Genomic DNA, 14,728 nt, shown 5'->3' with positions numbered 1-14,728 from the left:
CAAGTTTTGGTAAAACGCGTGACCGGACAGCACCCGCGTAGGAGGCGTTCAGGCGACCGCCGCAGCCAGCGTCCGTCGAGCGGTGTCGGCCATCACCGGATTGGTGTGCTGGTAGTAGGGGAGCGCCATGATCGCTTGCGCCACGGCCCAGCCACGGCCGCGTTCCCAGGTCAGATCATCGACCCGCAGCGCGGAGCGGTACGCCCGTCGCCCTTCGTCGTCCAGCAGGTTCCACGCCGGCATGAGGTCGACTGCGGGATCGCCGATTCCGGCCGAACCGAGATCGAGCACGGCGGCCAACCGGCCGTCGCGCGACAGCAGGTTGCCAGGCATCAGGTCGGCGTGGATCCACACGTCCGGGGTGTCATGCCTGCCGGTGGCGAGGCACTGCCGCCAGACCTCTGCTACCCGACGCACGTCGACGAGCCCGGCGCTGTCGGCGAGCGCACCATCGACGGACTCGGCCAGCCGGGTGAGCGGGCCACCACGCCCGCGGCCTTGCCAGGTGCGCCCGCCGGTATCCATGCTCTGCAACTCACCGACGAACCGGGCGAGATCGCGAGCGAGCTCCAGCTGGTCGACGCCGGTGCCCGGTTCTACGGTGTCACCGGGGATCCACCCGTACGCTGTCCACCATCCGGAATAGCCGGCGGCGGGCCGGCCGACCGCGAGCGGCTCGGGCACGAGCAGTCGGGTGTGCCGGGCGATCAGGCGCGCGAGGTCCTGCTCGTGCTCCAGCGACGCCCGTGCGGTGGCGCCCGGGTCGGGGCGTAGCGGGAACCGCAGGACGACATCGTCGCCCAGCCGGAACAGGGCGTTGACCGTGCCGTGCGAGGTCACCGGCCGGACGGGGAGGTCCCGCCACCGGGGGAACTGTTCGGCGACGAGGCAGGCCACGTCCGCCACCGTGATGTCCACTTGGTCGGCATGCATCCGCACGCTGTCAGCGCTCCCTTCGACCACGGTCGCGATCACTGGTGGTGTGTTGATGGTCACGGGTGGTGCGGGGTGTCCCGTCAGTCAGCCGCGGCCGCAGCCGCTCGGGCCGCGGCCACAGTCTCCCGCTGCTTCCAGTTGGAGACGCCGCCCAGGTAGTACCGTACGGTCGCCCCGCCGGTGGAGAAGATCGGTACGTCGTTGCTCACCAACCTGCCGAGAAGTTTGTCGTCGGGCGCGACGTTGTTGGCGTGGTCCTCCTCGGTGAACTCCTCTGGGATCGGCAGGCGCAGCAGCAGTTCGCGGCGCAGCAGCCAGACGCTCTGGTCGACGGTCATGATCGGATCATCGGGACCGGTGACCGTGCTGGGACGGAACGAGGCGCTGCGAATGCCGGGATCGGCACGGTCCATCACGACGTTCGACCCTGGGAAACGGACGCCCCGGTCCACCATGAGCTGATAGAGCCGCCGGCCCTCCTCGTACGTGAACGAGGTGTGCCACACCTCATCGGTGTACGGCGTGCCGTCGGCGTTCCACATGGTGCGTCCGGAGTGCACCGCGTCGGCGCCCGTCCGCCGTGCGAGGTCGCGCAGGCTGCTCAGGTGGTGCGGCTCGAACTCGTTGTCGTCGTCGAGAAAGGCGATCCACTCGGCAGACGAGATCCGCGCACCGGTGTTGAACAGCCGGGACAGCCGCGGATAGACGAAGCGCCGGTCACGCGGCGGCTCCTCGCGCTCCTGTGGTGAGCGCTCGACCAGGTGCGCGACGGTGCGCCGACCGGGGGCTGTCGGGGCTGACTCCACCACCGCCACCGACTCCGGATCATCGTCGATGACGACGATGTGCTCGATCTCACCCGGGTAGTCCTGGGCGAGGACGGAGGCCATCGCGCGGCGCAGCATCTGGTGGCGGTGCCGGGTCAGTGTCACGACGCCGATCGGGTCTGGCATCGGAGTCCCCTAATGAGTTCTGGGAGTGAGCCATCCGGCAAACTCCTGGTGGGTAGGTAGCCGCCGGCGGACGAGCACTCCAGTTACCTGGACGTCGAGTCCTGATGAGAGATCGTGCCGCTGCCGGTCGGTGTGGAGAGTTGATCGCTGATGGGATGTCGTGCCCGCCCGGTCGCGGCGTGAGCACTGCTTCATCAGGTCGTTGATGGTTCTCCTCCTGGCTACCGAAGGTGATCGGCTTGATAGGCGGAGGCGGGAGACGTGTTGCTGTTTGTAGGAGATGACTGGGCCGAGGAGCACCACGACGTTGAGGTGATGGACGCCTCCGGCCGCCGGCTGGCCAGGGCCCGGCTGCCCGAGGGCGTCGTGGGGATGGCCAGGCTGCACGCGATGATCGGCCAGGCGCTCGGTGACGACGTCGACACCGCCGACGCCGCCGCCTGGGTAAAGATCGGTATCGAGACCGATCGGGGTCCGTGGGTGCGGGCGCTGGTCGCCACCGGGTACACGGTGTACGCGGTGAATCCGGTGCAGGCGGCCCGCCACCTCAACGAGGCTGCTGCTTGACATTCAAGCTCCTGGGATGTCTTTCAGGACGAAAGTCTTAGCTTATGCCAAATTTTGCCAAAAGTTGCCTGAGTCGTCAACGTCAGCTCCCGGATGGCGACGGTGTCTCCACCCGACGGGCCACCCGGGCAGCCTCTGCCAGCACCATGTTCCGGAAACGCTCACTTAGCCGCAGTACGCGCGGCAACACCCGACATTCAGCCAGGTCGCCATCGGCATAGGGCAGGGCGAGGCCGATCAGCGGCGTCACCTGTCGCGGAGTCCCCGGGTCGAGCACGTCCTCCACCGGTTCGCCGGCCTCGTCCAGGGCCAGGCCCACCACCAGGACATCGACGCCGTTTGCGGTGCCGCGGGCGACGCCCAGCGACTGACCCTCGCCGTCGAGCGCGGTGCTTACCTCGGCGCGGAGCGCGCCAATCTCACGGTTGGCCACCCAGGAGTCGCTGGCCCGGAACAACTCGACGTCGGGCCGAGGCCATTTCGCCAGGAAACGAGCCTTGTTGGTCGCGAAGGCCGCGAAGTTGATCTCCGCGTCGCGGGCATGCGGCAGATGCAGGCCGCAGAGGTCCGTGCCGAGCAGGATCGGTGTGTTGGTGGCGGCAATTCGGTAGCCCCACTCCTGGTCCTCGGCACCCCAGCCGCAGAAGTCCTCGTCGAAGTAGACTCCGTGCCGGCGTACGACGTCACCGGAGATGGCGACGAAACCGGTCCATACCATCGTCCAAGGCAGCGTCACCGGCTCGAACCGCCAGCGAGGGTCCTCCCGCAGCCCGGTTGTCGCATCCAGTCGGGCGAGCACGGCGCGGTGGCGACTGAACGGCGCGGCGGCCACCGCCTCGGTCGTCGAGAAGTTGTCGTAGCCGATCAGCTGCCCGATTACGCACCGGGCAGTCCCGTCGGCGAAATACCGGCGATGCATCGACTCCAGACAGCGGGGCGGGAGCATGACATCGGCGTCAAGGAGTACGACCACGTCGCCGGACGCTTGCCGCAGCGCGATGTTGCGGGCGTGGCTGGTGTTCCAGGGCCGCTCCACCATCACGGTCGCGATGTCGAGGCGGCGGGCGTACTCCTGGCACAGCCGCAGGTAGCGGTGATCGTACCCGATCGCCCCGACGACGACCTCGAAACGGGCGCGGTCGAGCGTCTGTTCGGCGAGGGACGCGAACACCATGCGCACGTTGTCGAGGCGCTGCTTGTAGGGGATCACGATGCTGATCAGTGGGGTGCCCATACCGGCATGTTGCCCAATCTGGCAAAGATAGGCAACACGAGCGAGGGTTGCCAGATGGCAAAAATATTGCCAAACTTGCTCAATGGTTTGCCTGGTGCTGCCTTGCGGATGAGGATCCGGCCAGGTGGCCCGAACCACGCCCGACGGTGCTGCGGCGCACACCGCGCACAGAACGGAGTCGACGACGTGACCACGCTGCAGATGGAAAAGTTCACGAACCCGGCGATCACCGACGCCCAGCTGAACCAGTTCGACGACCAGGGGTATCTGATCCTTCCCGGCTTCCTGCCGGTCGACCTGGCGAACCGACTGCGGCAGGAGGTGGATCGCTGGGTGGACGACGGACTGCGCGCCCGGTCGATCGACAGCTGCCTCGATCCGGACAAGCACGGTACGCCGCCGCTGATGGAGCTTGAGATGCCGACGCACGGCGAGTTGATCGCCTACCCCCCGCTGATGAAGCTGCTCATCCGGTTGCTGGGACCGGCGTTCGCCTTCCACCACCTGCACAGCGACCGCCAGGCACCCGGACTCCCCGGTAAGGCCTGGCACCACGACTACGAGTACGGGCCGCAGGTCGACCCGGCCCACCGCATGGTCCACACCCTGCACTACCTCGACGGCCTCGACGATGGGACGTCGAGCCTGGTGGTGCTCCCCGGCTCGCACCGGGAGCGGGTGGCGAAGACCGCACGCGCCCACTTCGGCACCACCGTGCTACCCGGTGAGCTCAATCTCGAGCAACTCCCGGCGCGCTCGACAGTCGTGCTGCACTCGGCACTCTTCCACGCCCGGCGGCCCCGGCCGGACGGGCGTACCAAGGACCGCTACTTCATCGACACCTCGTACTGCCAGGCCGGAAGCAAGTGGCCGCCGGTCAAGCCGTACTGGCGACGCATGCTGCAGCGCGGCCGCGAGTTGCGCCTCGACCGAGGGCGGTGGCCGGACCTGTTCCGCGAGGAGCACTTCACCGAGTACCGCCGCCCGCAACAGCCGGCCGACAGCCAGGGCCGCACCGCGTCCGCACGAGCGGTGCGGCGGCCCGGAGCCGGACGTTGAGCATCGCCCCCGCCTTGGCACGACGCCCGTGAACATGGGAGGAAACGACATGTACAGGCCCGTGCGGATCGGCCTGCAGATTCAGCCGGAGCACGCCGAGTACCGCCAGATCCGCAACGCCGCCGCGGCGGCCGAGGAGCTCGGCGTCGACATCATCTTCAACTGGGACCACTTCTTCCCGCTCGACGGCGATCCGGACGGCCGGCATTTCGAGGCATGGACGATGCTTGGCGCCTGGGCCGAGTCGACCTCCCGGGTGGAGATCGGCACACTGGTCAGCTGCACCGGATACCGCAACCCCGACCTGCTCGCCGACATGGCCCGCACCGTCGACCACATCAGCGAGGGCCGGCTCGTCCTCGGCATCGGTGCCGGTTGGTGCGAACGGGACTATCAGGAGTACGGCTACGAGTTCGGCACGGCCGGAGGGCGCCTCGACCGCCTGAGCGGGGATCTGCCCCGGATCCGGGCTCGATGGACCCGGCTCAACCCGCCGCCCACCCGGCCGATCCCGGTCCTCGTGGGAGGCGCCGGTGAACGCCGGACCCTGCGGCTGGTGGCCGAGCATGCCGACATCTGGCACTGCTTCGGCGACCCGCCGACCCTCGCGCACAAGATGGCCGTGCTGCGCCGGCACTGCGCCGACGTGGGCCGCGACCTCGCCGCGATCGAGGTGTCGACTGCGGTGGCTGGCGCGCCCACGCCGGCGGGAACGCCCGATGCGCTCGGCGAGCAACTGCGGGCCCTGGGCGTCTCGATGTTCACGGTCGGCGCGCTCGGGCCGCGCTACGACCTCGGCGTACTGAAGGACTGGATCGCGTGGCGGGACGAGTCGAACCGCTGAGCGAAGGGTGACCGCAACGCCGCCATCCGTTCAGGCAACCCGTCCACCACCGGCCACCAATCCGCGATTTTCCCGCACCGCGTGGCGATGTTCAGGAGCCCATGGCGGTGAACGCTGCGGTGAAGGCCCGCGGGTCGGTGTTCCACAGTTCGCTCATCTGCGCGGACGTCGGATCCGGGTAGATGTCCTCGTCTCCGGCCGCGATGCGTCGAGGATCGCCTCGGCGACGGCTCGGGGCGCCGCTTTGGGCGTGTCCGCGCCGGTCAGCATGTCGGTGTCGATACCGCCGGGGTAGACGCCGTGGACGCTGACCCCGGCTCGGGTCAGTGCCGGTCGCAAGGCGACGGTCAGCGAGTGCGCGGCAGCCTTGGAGGCCGAGTAACCTGCCATCGGTGGTGCCGGCGCGTACGCGAGTAGTGTCAGCACATTGACCAGCGCACCCCTGTTCTCGCCAGGACTGGAGCGAACGCTCGGACCATGTCGTAGAGGCCGGTGAAGTTGACGGCGAATTCCCGGGCCACCCCGTCGCGATCAGCGTCCAGGGCTGGGGCGAACGCCGCCGTGCCAGCGTTGTTGATCAGCAGGTCAGCTTTGGTGGCCAGTGCGGCGAGCCGATTGATGGCGGCCCGGTCGGTGACGTCGAGGACGACGGGCGTTATCCGCCCATCGACGCGGACCGTTTGCGGGTCGCGAGCGCTGGCGTAAATGTGCTTGTCTCTCAGTCTCATCCCGTCTGCTCGTGTGTGCGTTGCGGATTTAGGCTGTGCGGGTGGATGTTCTTGGCGACGTGCTGGAGCTGGCGCGGGTCGACGCGAGCCTGATGGCGACCTTCGACGCGCGGGCTCCCTGGGCCATCGAGCTGCCGGACCGCCAAGGTGCCACGTTCCATGCCGTGGTGGCAGGCACCTGCTGGTTCAGCATCGACGCCGCGCCGCCGCGCCAACTGACCCCGGGTGACCTCGTGCTGCTGCCTGCCGGGGCGCGTCACCAGTTGGCCACCGACCCGAGCCTGCCGACGCGCCGCTTCGATGAGGACCTCAAGCGCGGCCTCATCCGTCCCGACGGTGAGCTGGTGCTCGACGGGCCCGGCGCACGGACCCGGATCCTGTGCGCGGGCTACCACTACGCGGCCGCTGTCCATGCCCTGCTGGGGCTCTACTGCCGCCGGTGCTGCACGTGGCCACCGCCCAGCCGGCGAGCGGACCGTGGCTGCGCTCGGTTCTGGACCTGCTGGCCCACGAGACCCGCAGCGGCGCCGCCACCGGCTCGGGTACCGCTGCGGTGCGCCTGCTCGATCTGCTGCTGATCCACGTGTGCGGGCCTGGCTCGACACCGAGGGTGACACGATCGACGCATCGTGGCTGCGGGGCCTACGTGACTCGCTCACCGCGCAGGTTCTGGCCGTGCTGCACGAGCGACCCGGTCACGATAGTGACCCTGGACACCCTCACCGCGACTGTCAACGTCTTCCGCGCCACTCTTGCCCGGCGCTTCACCCGCCATGTCGGTGAACCGCCACTGACCTACCTCACCCGCTGGCGCCTAGACGTGGCCGCCCGCAAGCTACGCGACACCACCTTGCCGGTCGCCACTATCGCCCACCATTTGGGCTACATCTCCGAGTTCGCCTTCAACCGGGCCTTCACCCGCCGCCACGGCCTACCACCCGGCCGCTACCGCCGACATGCCACGAGGAACAGTTGACCAGCAGACGACAAGATGACCTGTAATGGCTCAACCGATGCGTCCGACACCGCCGAACAGGTAGACCTCCGGCTCGTCGGACTCCGGGTCGGGGCGCCAGCGCGAGCACGTGACAACGCCAGGCTCCAGCAGATCCATCCCGTCGAAGAAGCGTTCGAGCTCGATCTTGGTCCTGGCGCGGATCGGTGTGCCGCCGCGCTCGGTGGTTTCCCGCATCACGCGCAGCATCGGCTCGCCGTGGATCTCCGCGGTGGAGTGGGTCAGCACCAGGTAGCTGCCGGTGGGCATCGCCTGCACCAGTTGCGCGACCGATCCGTACGCCACGTCGTCGTCCATGAGGTGGTTGACGACGCCGAGGAGCATGAGCCCGACCGGCTGCGAGAAGTCGAGCGTCCGCCGCGCGGACGCGAGGATCGCTTCCGGCTCCCGTAGATCGGCTTCGATGTAGTCGCAGCTGCCTTCCGGGGCGCTGGTCAGCAGCGCCCGCGCATGCGCCATGACCAGCGGGTCGTTGTCGATGTAGACCACCCGGCAGTGCGGGTCGAGGGACTGCGAGACCTCGTGGGTGTTGTCCGCCGAGGGGAGTCCGGTGCCGACGTCGAGGAACTGCCGGATGCCGGCGTCCTGGACAAGGAACCTGACCACCCGTTTGAGGAACGCGCGCTCGGACTTGGCGCCGATGGGGATGTCCGGAATGTGGGCGATCACCTCATCGCCGGCAGCCCGGTCGACCGCGAAGTTGTCCTTGCCGCCGAGCCAGTAGTTCCAGATCCGCGCCGAGTGCGGTACCGCGCTGTCCAGGCTGGAGCCTGAAGGGAGCTCCCAGTCCTCGGTCATGAAGGGATTCTTTCGTACGAAAGGGGTGGCGACGCAAGTGGGGCGACGGTCCGACGGCCCGGCGGGCTCCAGCAGGGCAGCCGTTGGTGAGCGGAGATTGTGCCCGGCAGACCGCGTTGCGGGCTCCTCGCTGTCGTGATGAGGCGGGTGGGGTGATGACCTTCACCTCGTTCGCGGCGAGAGCCTCCCGCAGCTCGGCGGGCGGCAGGGTGTCGGTGATCAGGTAGTCCGCGCTGCTTAGCTCGGAGACCTGGGCGAAGAGTCGGCGGCCGAACTTCGAGGAGTCGGCGAGGATGGCCACCCGGCCGGCGCGCGAGATCATCTCCTGCATCATCGCGGCTTCGGCGAGGTTGCTGGTCGTGCAACCGGCCTCCGCATCTACCGCGCCGACGCCGATGTCGCCGATGACGGTGGGTGGCAGCGCCCCGGGCACCAGCAGATTGTTCGTCGCCACGGTGAGGTCGCGGTGCTCGCCCAGGTTGCGGGCGACCGCCAGGGTCGTCGTCCCGCTGTTGATCATGATGGTCGAGCTGTCCTCAACCAACGCCGCGGCCAGTGCCGCGATCTTCTCCTTCTCCTGCAGGCTGAGCCGCTGGTCGACGGCGCCGCCTCGAAGACCCTGCCCGACGCACTCGCCCGCAACACAGGAGAACCGGTCCTCGGTCATCGAGTAGTCCCGCCCAGGTGCCGCGCCGGAACACCCGGCGCGGCACCCGACCAAGGAGAAGTCATGACCCTGACGGCACCCCGGCCTCGACCCGCGCCGCACCGGCCGCCCCTGGGCGGCCCCGATCCACGCTGGCCCGGCGCCTGGTCCCGTACGGGTTTCTGTCCCCGACGGTGCTGCTGATCGTGGTCCTGATGGTGGTCCCAATCGTCATGGTGGTCGGCTACTCGTTCCGGGACAACGTGATCGTCCAGGAGATTTCGGTCCTCGCCGGGTTCGCCAACTACACCAAGGTGCTCACCTACCCGGACTTCCTGGCCGGGCCGCAGCCCCGAGCACGGTGACATTTGCAGACGGGCTCTCTCCTAGCACGGTGACCGCGGCCATCGGCTCCGACCTGCCGAACCCGCTGCTACCGGGACGCGCCGGGTTTTGACGGGGATCGGTATCTCGAAGTGCACCACCCGGGAGGCGTGCGGGCTGCCGTCGCGGGGGTCGTGCACCACCTCGGCCACGCTCCGCCAGAACGCCTCCGCCCCGGGGACCCCGGTGTCGGTGTGCAGGTAGACCGCCCGGTAGCCGGGGTGCCCGGCGGCGAACGCGACGGCCCGTCGGACCAGTGCGCGGGCCAGCCCGTTGCGGCGGTGTTCCGGGCGTACGTAGACCCGGAACAGCTGGGCGGTGCTCGCCGCCGGGTAGCGGTCGACCAGCCAGCGGGGATGCGGCGGGCTGTTCGGCGCGGCGGCGCGGACGGCGGTGGTGGCGACCACCTCGTCGCCCTTGACCGCGACGAACAGCGCATGCCGCTCAGGCCGTAGGTAGGTGCCGGCGAGGTCGATGACGTCGGCGTGCCACCGCGGCTGATAGCCGTAGCCGAACACCTGGTAGAAGGTGTCGAGCATGACGCTGCGGGCACCGTCGAGGTGCTGCGGCGTGGCGGTACGGATGTCGTACGGACCGATGTTCTGGTCGTTCACGTGGTGCTCATCTCTCCGGTGCTGGACGTGGTTGCGGGTCGCGGCAGATGTCGCGGCAGGTCGGGGTCGCGCGGTCGCGGCAGGTCAGGGTCGAGCAGGGCGCGGGTCAGCGGCTGCCGGCCGGCGCGCAGCACGGTGGCGGCGGGACCGTGTTCCACGACCCGGCCGTGGTCGAGCACGGTGACGTGGTCGGCGAGCCGGTCGACCACGTCCGGGTCGTGCGTGATGACCAGCAGCGCGAGCCGGTGGGTGCGGCACACTTCGTCGAGCAGGTCGAGGATCCGGTCCTGGTTGACGCGGTCGAGACCGGACGTGATCTCGTCGCAGACCAGCAGCCGGGGTCGGGCCACCAGGGCGCGGGCCAGAGCGGCGCGTTGCAGTTCACCGCCGGAGAGCCGGTCGGGGCGGCGGGCGGCGAGAGCATCGTCGATCCCGACCTGACGCAGCAGGTCGTGGGCGGTCCGCAGCGCGTCGGCGGTAGGTTGGCGGTGCAGCCGTACGGCGGGGCGGGCGACCTGGTCGAGCAGGGCGGCGGACGGCTGGAAACTGGCCCGCGGATCCTGGAAGACGTACTGCACGGTGGTGAGGTCGCCCCGCTGCCGGCGGTCGATCGAGCCGGCGAGTCGGCGGCCGTCGAGTTCGATACTGCCGCCGCTCGGTGGGTGCAGGCCGGCCAGGCAGCGGGCGACGGTGGTCTTGCCGCTGCCGGAGCGGCCGACCAGGGCGAGGCGCTGTCCGGGGCCGATGACCATGTCGATGTCGTGCAGGACGGTGCTGCCGTGGTGCGCGGCGGTGAGCCCGGCGACCCGCAGCAGCTGGTTGACACCGCCCGGCGGGTCAGCGGCGGGGGTCCGCGCTGGCCGAGCTGGGGTGTCAGGAAGGACCGCGTCCGGTGGACCGGAGGCGACGACGGTGCCCCGGTCGAGCATGAGGACGCCATCGGCGACCGCCCGTACCAGGTGCAGGTCGTGGGTGAGCAGGACGACCGCGACGCCGGAGCCGGCGAGACGGCGTAGTTCGGCGGCGACGTCGCGGCGGTTGAGGCTGTCCTGCCCGGTGGTCGGTTCGTCGGCGACCAGGACGCGGGCACCGGCCAGCAGGGCGTGCGCGATGACCAGCCGCTGCTGCTGGCCGCCGGAGAGCTGGTGCGGGTAGCGCCGCAGCAGGTCGCGGTCGTCCGGCAGGCCGACCCGGGCCAGTACCGCCCGGACCGCCTGCCGGGTGGCGGCGCGCCGCGTCCGGCGCGACGACGCCGGGGTGTGCCGGCGGGCGATCTCGCGCAGCACCGGACCGATCCGGCGTACCGGGGTCAGCGCCGCCGCCGGCTGCTGCGGAATGTAGCCGACGGTGCCGCCGGCCGGCGGTGTCTCTGGGCTGACGGGGCGACCATGGATCTCGACATCGCCGGTGAGCCGGACGCCGGGTCCGGCTTCGCCGAGCAGCGCCCGCCCGAGCGTGGTCTTGCCGCTGCCGGACGGGCCGACGACGGCGAGGACGTCGCCGGCCGCCACGGTGAACGACACGTCGCGCAGCAGCCGCTGTCCACCGGTGTCGGCGCACAGCCCGTCGACCCGGATCACTTCGTGACCTCCGGCCGGGTGGCCAGCAGCTGATCGGTGACCAGGTTGACCCCGACGGCGAGCGCGACGAGCAGCGCGGCGGGCACCACCACCGCCCACGGCTGCAGGAAGATCCCGGCGCGGTTGCGGTCGACCATGACGGCCCAGTCGGCGGCGTCCGGGGCGACGCCGATGCCCAGGAAACTGGCGGTGGCGACGAGGTAGACGGCGCCGATGAACCGGATCCCGGCGTCGGCCAGCAGGACCCGGCGGATACCCCGGGCGACGTACCCGACCGCCCGCCGCCACCACGTCTCCCGGTAGAGCCGCATCGCTTCCATCGCGGGTCCGTGGGCCAGCGGCAGGGCCGCGGCGCGGGTGATCCGGGCGATCTCCGGCAGGGCGATGACGGCGACGATTACCACCAGCGTCACCGGCCCCTGGGGTGCGGTGGCGGCGAGCAGGATGAGCAGCAGCAGCGACGGGACGGCGAGGAGCAGGTCCAGCGGGCGCATCAGCACCTCGTCGAGCCAGCGCCGGCGGGTGAGCGCGGCGAACAGACCGACGGGTACGCCGATCAGGTAGGCCAGGGCGGTCGCGGCGGCGGCGACCGCGACGACGGACCGGCCGCCGAGCAGGAGCTGCCCGGTGACGTCCCGGCCGACGAAGTCGGTGCCGAGCAGCCCTGCCTGGTCGAACGGCCGGGTCCGGTCCGCGCCGTTGCCGACCAGGGCCAGATCGACCAGGGCCGGACCGGCGAGAGCGAGCAGCAGCGGTACGGCGAGCAGGACGACCCCGGTGACCAGGCGCGGCACCCGGCCGGTCCGCCGAACCCGGCTGATCATCGGAGCTTGGCCGGTCATCGGGCACCTGCCGTACGCGGGGCGAGCCGGAACGCGACCAGGTCGGCTGCCAGGTTGACGACCACGGTGGTGACCGCCACGATCACGCACAGCCCTTGGACGGTGGGGACGTCCCGGGCAGCGACCGCGTCGACCAGGGCGGTGCCCAGACCGGGGATGACGAAGACCGCCTCGACGACGATGACGCCGCCGAGCAACCAGTCGGTGGTCCGGGCGAGCTGCTGCACGACCGGCGCGGCGGCGGTGGGCAGTGCGTGGGCCAGCCACCGGCGACGGGCACCGAGGCCGAGGCGGCGGGCGTGGGCGACGTACTCGGAGCGCAGCGCGTCGACCATGCCGGCGCGGGTCAGCCGGCTGAGTGAGCAGATCGGTCGGGCCAGCAGCACCAGCAGCGGCAGGACCAGCACTGCCGGCTGGGCGAGCAGGTTGGGGCCGGTGCCGACGGCGGTCGGCGGAAACCAGCCCAGCCGTACGCCGAAGACCGCGACCAGCAGGATGGCCAGGGCGAACTCCGGTACCGCATAGAGACCGACCGCGACGGCGCTGATGGCGCGATCGAGCCGGCCGCCTTCGCGCCGGGCGGCGAGCATGCCGAGGCCGATCGCGAGCGGGACGAGGACGAGCAGCGTCGCGGCGGCCAGCAGTACGGTCGCTGCGGCGCTGCCGACGATCATGTCCAGGACCGGCTGTTGGGAAATCAGGGATTCGCCGAAGTCTCCGTGCAGCAGCCCGGTGAGCCAGTCGAGGTACCGCTGCCACGGTGGCTGGTCGAGGTCGAGCTGTTCGCGGATCAGCGCGATCCGCTCCGGGTCGGGCTGGTCGCCGGCGATCACCACCGCCGCGTCGCCGGGCAGCGCCTCGGTGAGCACGAACACGATGGTGGTGATGCCGGCGACCTGCCCGACGCCGAGCAGTAGCCGCCGAACCGTGTAGCGGTTCAGGCTCAAGCCAGCCACACCTTGTCGAACCGGGCCCAGTCGAGGGTGTTGGCGGGGGCCTCGGCGGACACGCCGCCGACCCGGGGCGCGGTGGCGACGAGGAAGTCGGCGAAGCCCCACACCAGCAGCCCGCCCTCGGCGTGCAGCATCCGCTGCATCTCGCCGTACGCCTGCCGCCGGCCCGCCTCGTCGGCGGTGGACACGGCGGTGGCGTAGAGGTCGTCGAACTCGGGCCGCGTCCACTTGGTGGCGTTCGTCGTCGAGGTGCTCAGCAGTCGCTGCGAGATGTGGGTCTCGATCGGCATGGCACCGGAGCGGAAGCAGGCCATGACTCCGTTGTCGAGCACCTCTCGCCAGTACGTGTCCTTGTTGCGTTGCACCGGTTCGACGTTCAGCCCGACCGCGCGGGCCTGGTCGGCGAAGACGCTGGCCGCCTCGACGAACCCGGCGGCCACCGGCGCGGTGTCCAGCGGGATCCGCAGGCCGCTTGCGCCGGCCCGGTCGATGAGCGCCCGGGCCCGGTCGAGGTCGGGTTCGCGCTGCGGGATGTCGTCGGCGTAGTACTGGTAGCCCTTGCCGAACAGGTCGTTGCCGACCTGCCCGGATCCGGACAGGACCGTCTCGACCAGCTGCTGCCGGTCGGTGAGCAGGAACATCGCCTCCCGTAGGTCACGGTTGTCGAACGGGGGCCGGTCCAGCTTCATGGTGAAGCCCTGCAGGCCGCTGTTGGCCATCCGGGTGATGGCGATCCGGTCGTCGGCGGCGTAGCTGCGGGCCGTGGTGGGGCTGATGTCGTGCGCGTAGTCGACCTGCCCGGCGAGCAGCGCGTTGACCCGCGCCGACTCCTCGTTGGCGATCACGTACTCCAGCTCGTCGAGGTGCGCGGCGCCGTCCCAGTAGTCCGGGTACCGGGCCAGCAGCAGCGACGTACCGGGGGTGAAGCTGCTGAACGTGAACGGCCCGGAGCCAATCGGTCGGTCGAACGACTCGCTGCCCTCGGGCACGATGTACGCGCCGAATGCGGCGAGCACGTTGCCGAACTCGGCGAACGGACGGGTCAGCGCGAACTCCACCGTACGGTCGTCGACGGCCCGGCTGGCCCGCAGATCGATCAGGGACAGGCTGGCCTTGGCGCGGAACGCCCGGTCCGGGTCGGTGATCCGGGCGTAGCTGGCCAGTACGTCGGCGGCCCGCACCGGCCGGCCGTCGTGGAAGGTCGCCTCCCGCAACGGCACCCGCCAGCGGGTGAGGTCGGCGTTGGGCTCCCAACTCAGCGCGAGCCGGGGCTGGATCGACACGTCCGGGCCGTAGTCGGCGAGCTTGTCGAAGATCGCTTTGGCCCGGGACGCCTCGTTGAACAGGTTCGCCAGGTGCGGGTCGAGGTTCTCGGTGGCGCCGCCACCGGCGAACGCGACCCGCAGCCGGCCACCCCGCTTCGGCGTGCCGCCGTTGACGGCGGTGTCGGTGCCGGCGGGGGTGTCGGCACCGCAGCCGGCGAGGAGCGCGGCGGTCACGGCGGCACCGCCGCCGAGCAATGTTCGGCGGCGTAGTCGGGCAACAGTCGACATGTCAGTTTCCTTCCAGAGGGGA

General features: G+C 70.3%; 14 protein-coding genes and 3 pseudogenes. 6 read left to right on the top strand and 11 right to left on the bottom strand.

All coding sequences use genetic code 11. From position 1 onward, the window contains the following. Positions 1-48: 48 nt before the first annotated feature. Positions 49-933 (bottom strand): aminoglycoside phosphotransferase family protein, encoded by an 885-nt coding sequence (locus tag ACFHWT_RS18500; RefSeq protein ID WP_416595909.1) that lies wholly within the window; start codon positions 931-933, stop codon positions 49-51. An 83-nt stretch (positions 934-1,016) separates the two neighbouring features. Beyond that, on the bottom strand, positions 1,017-1,889 hold the full coding sequence (locus ACFHWT_RS18495; RefSeq protein ID WP_416595908.1) for a glycosyltransferase family 2 protein: 873 nt from the start codon (positions 1,887-1,889) through the stop codon (positions 1,017-1,019). A 264-nt stretch (positions 1,890-2,153) separates the two neighbouring features. Between ACFHWT_RS18495 and ACFHWT_RS18490 the strand changes: the two are divergent. Then, positions 2,154-2,435, top strand: a pseudogene (locus ACFHWT_RS18490) (IS110 family transposase); the annotation flags it as partial. Between the two features lie 103 nt (positions 2,436-2,538). Here the strand turns inward: ACFHWT_RS18490 and ACFHWT_RS18485 are convergent. Further along, positions 2,539-3,828, bottom strand: coding sequence for a glycosyltransferase family 2 protein (locus ACFHWT_RS18485; RefSeq protein ID WP_416595907.1), 1,290 nt, complete (start codon positions 3,826-3,828; stop codon positions 2,539-2,541). Positions 3,829-3,876: 48 nt separating this feature from the next. Here ACFHWT_RS18485 and ACFHWT_RS18480 point away from each other — a divergent pair, with 48 nt between their 5' ends. Continuing rightward, positions 3,877-4,749 carry a phytanoyl-CoA dioxygenase family protein gene (locus ACFHWT_RS18480; RefSeq protein ID WP_416595906.1) on the top strand — a complete coding sequence of 291 codons (873 nt, stop codon included), beginning with the start codon at positions 3,877-3,879 and terminating at the stop codon, positions 4,747-4,749. Between the two features lie 49 nt (positions 4,750-4,798). Beyond that, on the top strand, positions 4,799-5,593 hold the full coding sequence (locus ACFHWT_RS18475) for an LLM class F420-dependent oxidoreductase (protein WP_416595905.1): 795 nt from the start codon (positions 4,799-4,801) through the stop codon (positions 5,591-5,593). A 91-nt stretch (positions 5,594-5,684) separates the two neighbouring features. Here ACFHWT_RS18475 and ACFHWT_RS18470 read toward each other — a convergent pair. Continuing rightward, a pseudogene (locus ACFHWT_RS18470) lies at positions 5,685-6,306 on the bottom strand (SDR family NAD(P)-dependent oxidoreductase); the annotation flags it as partial. A 107-nt stretch (positions 6,307-6,413) separates the two neighbouring features. Here ACFHWT_RS18470 and ACFHWT_RS18465 point away from each other — a divergent pair. Together ACFHWT_RS18465 and ACFHWT_RS18460 are read left to right on the top strand one after the other, a co-directional pair. Beyond that, positions 6,414-6,847: pseudogene (locus ACFHWT_RS18465) on the top strand (cupin domain-containing protein); the annotation flags it as partial. A gap of 177 nt (positions 6,848-7,024) precedes the next feature. Continuing rightward, positions 7,025-7,297: a helix-turn-helix transcriptional regulator gene (locus ACFHWT_RS18460; RefSeq protein WP_416595936.1), complete on the top strand. Its 273-nt coding sequence runs from the start codon at positions 7,025-7,027 to the stop codon at positions 7,295-7,297. A 30-nt stretch (positions 7,298-7,327) separates the two neighbouring features. On the opposite strand, the gene ACFHWT_RS18455 is transcribed toward ACFHWT_RS18460, so the two are convergent. Continuing rightward, positions 7,328-8,068 (bottom strand): SAM-dependent methyltransferase, encoded by a 741-nt coding sequence (locus ACFHWT_RS18455; RefSeq protein WP_416595935.1) that lies wholly within the window; start codon positions 8,066-8,068, stop codon positions 7,328-7,330. After that, entirely contained in the window at positions 8,007-8,801 is a 795-nt protein-coding gene (locus tag ACFHWT_RS18450; protein WP_416595904.1) for a DeoR/GlpR family DNA-binding transcription regulator, read from the bottom strand. The genes ACFHWT_RS18455 and ACFHWT_RS18450 overlap by 62 nt, the downstream gene beginning before the upstream one ends. A gap of 17 nt (positions 8,802-8,818) precedes the next feature. Here ACFHWT_RS18450 and ACFHWT_RS18445 point away from each other — a divergent pair, with 17 nt between their 5' ends. Next, positions 8,819-9,145 (top strand): hypothetical protein, encoded by a 327-nt coding sequence (locus ACFHWT_RS18445; RefSeq protein ID WP_416595903.1) that lies wholly within the window; start codon positions 8,819-8,821, stop codon positions 9,143-9,145. A 21-nt stretch (positions 9,146-9,166) separates the two neighbouring features. On the opposite strand, the gene ACFHWT_RS18440 is transcribed toward ACFHWT_RS18445, so the two are convergent. Genes ACFHWT_RS18440 through ACFHWT_RS18420 form a run of 5 tightly spaced genes read right to left on the bottom strand, consistent with a single transcriptional unit; the run spans position 9,167 to position 14,706 of the window. Beyond that, the gene (locus tag ACFHWT_RS18440) at positions 9,167-9,778 is read right to left on the bottom strand and encodes a GNAT family N-acetyltransferase (RefSeq protein ID WP_416595902.1); all 612 of its coding nucleotides are present in this window, start codon (positions 9,776-9,778) and stop codon (positions 9,167-9,169) included. Further along, positions 9,775-11,358 carry an ABC transporter ATP-binding protein gene (locus tag ACFHWT_RS18435; RefSeq protein WP_416595901.1) on the bottom strand — a complete coding sequence of 528 codons (1,584 nt, stop codon included), beginning with the start codon at positions 11,356-11,358 and terminating at the stop codon, positions 9,775-9,777. Before ACFHWT_RS18435 ends, ACFHWT_RS18440 begins: the two co-directional genes overlap by 4 nt. Next, on the bottom strand, positions 11,355-12,200 hold the full coding sequence (locus ACFHWT_RS18430; protein ID WP_416595900.1) for an ABC transporter permease: 846 nt from the start codon (positions 12,198-12,200) through the stop codon (positions 11,355-11,357). Before ACFHWT_RS18430 ends, ACFHWT_RS18435 begins: the two co-directional genes overlap by 4 nt. Further along, positions 12,197-13,147 (bottom strand): ABC transporter permease, encoded by a 951-nt coding sequence (locus tag ACFHWT_RS18425; protein ID WP_416595899.1) that lies wholly within the window; start codon positions 13,145-13,147, stop codon positions 12,197-12,199. The genes ACFHWT_RS18430 and ACFHWT_RS18425 overlap by 4 nt, the downstream gene beginning before the upstream one ends. Next, a complete protein-coding gene (locus ACFHWT_RS18420) occupies positions 13,144-14,706 on the bottom strand; it encodes an ABC transporter substrate-binding protein (RefSeq protein WP_416595898.1) in 1,563 nt (520 codons plus the stop codon). The genes ACFHWT_RS18425 and ACFHWT_RS18420 overlap by 4 nt, the downstream gene beginning before the upstream one ends. Positions 14,707-14,728: the final 22 nt, after the last annotated feature.

The organism is Micromonospora sp. LOL_021, assembly GCF_048060215.1.
In the GTDB taxonomy this organism is placed as follows: domain Bacteria; phylum Actinomycetota; class Actinomycetes; order Mycobacteriales; family Micromonosporaceae; genus Micromonospora_E.
Note: the sequence above shows the minus strand (reverse complement) of the source record. Positions and strands in the feature narration are given on the sequence as shown.

What these genes read in the sequence shown, in the direction of transcription:
- ACFHWT_RS18500 (WP_416595909.1), bottom strand. Translation starts at nt 933, where the DNA reads ATGCATGCCGACCAAGTGGACATCACGGTGGCGGACGTGGCCTGCCTC.
- ACFHWT_RS18495 (WP_416595908.1), bottom strand. Translation starts at nt 1,889, where the DNA reads ATGCCAGACCCGATCGGCGTCGTGACACTGACCCGGCACCGCCACCAG.
- ACFHWT_RS18475 (WP_416595905.1), top strand. Translation starts at nt 4,799, where the DNA reads ATGTACAGGCCCGTGCGGATCGGCCTGCAGATTCAGCCGGAGCACGCC.
- ACFHWT_RS18450 (WP_416595904.1), bottom strand. Translation starts at nt 8,801, where the DNA reads ATGACCGAGGACCGGTTCTCCTGTGTTGCGGGCGAGTGCGTCGGGCAG.
- ACFHWT_RS18430 (WP_416595900.1), bottom strand. Translation starts at nt 12,200, where the DNA reads ATGACCGGCCAAGCTCCGATGATCAGCCGGGTTCGGCGGACCGGCCGG.
- ACFHWT_RS18420 (WP_416595898.1), bottom strand. Translation starts at nt 14,706, where the DNA reads ATGTCGACTGTTGCCCGACTACGCCGCCGAACATTGCTCGGCGGCGGT.